Below are 355 nucleotides of genomic sequence, written 5' to 3'. Positions count from 1 at the left end.
GACTGGACCACGCCGATGTCGGTCTCCCGGGCCAGGCCGGAGAGGGCCAGCGCGAGGTAGTCGCGGGGGGCCTGCCCGCCCTCCCTGGTCATGTCCCAGGGCGTGGCCTAGCCCACCGCGCGCGGCCGCGAGGCGGTGAAGCCGCCGACGTGCTCGGCGACGACCCCGAGCTCCGCATGGTACAGGCGGTGGCGGGCAATGGCCGGGCGGCCATCACGGCCTAGGCCGGCTATGCCTGGCGCGAGCAGCGCCCGGCCGGCTGCGCCGAGGCCACTGAGCACGGGCTGCGCGGCGGCACCCCCGGCCGCGACCACCGGCCGACCGGGGCCCGCGCCCTCGCCCCGGTGGCCCGGAC

The 355-nt window shown here is 79.2% G+C and carries 1 protein-coding gene; it reads right to left on the bottom strand.

The features are described 5' to 3' along the window. Nucleotides 1-107: 107 nt before the first annotated feature. Nucleotides 108-355, bottom strand: a 248-nt coding sequence (locus UK12_RS44000; protein WP_045307049.1) for a hypothetical protein, incomplete at its 5' end; no start/stop codon positions are given.

The organism is Saccharothrix sp. ST-888 (assembly GCF_000955975.1).
In the GTDB taxonomy this organism is placed as follows: domain Bacteria; phylum Actinomycetota; class Actinomycetes; order Streptomycetales; family Streptomycetaceae; genus Kitasatospora.
This window is presented reverse-complemented; position numbering and strand designations above follow the sequence as displayed.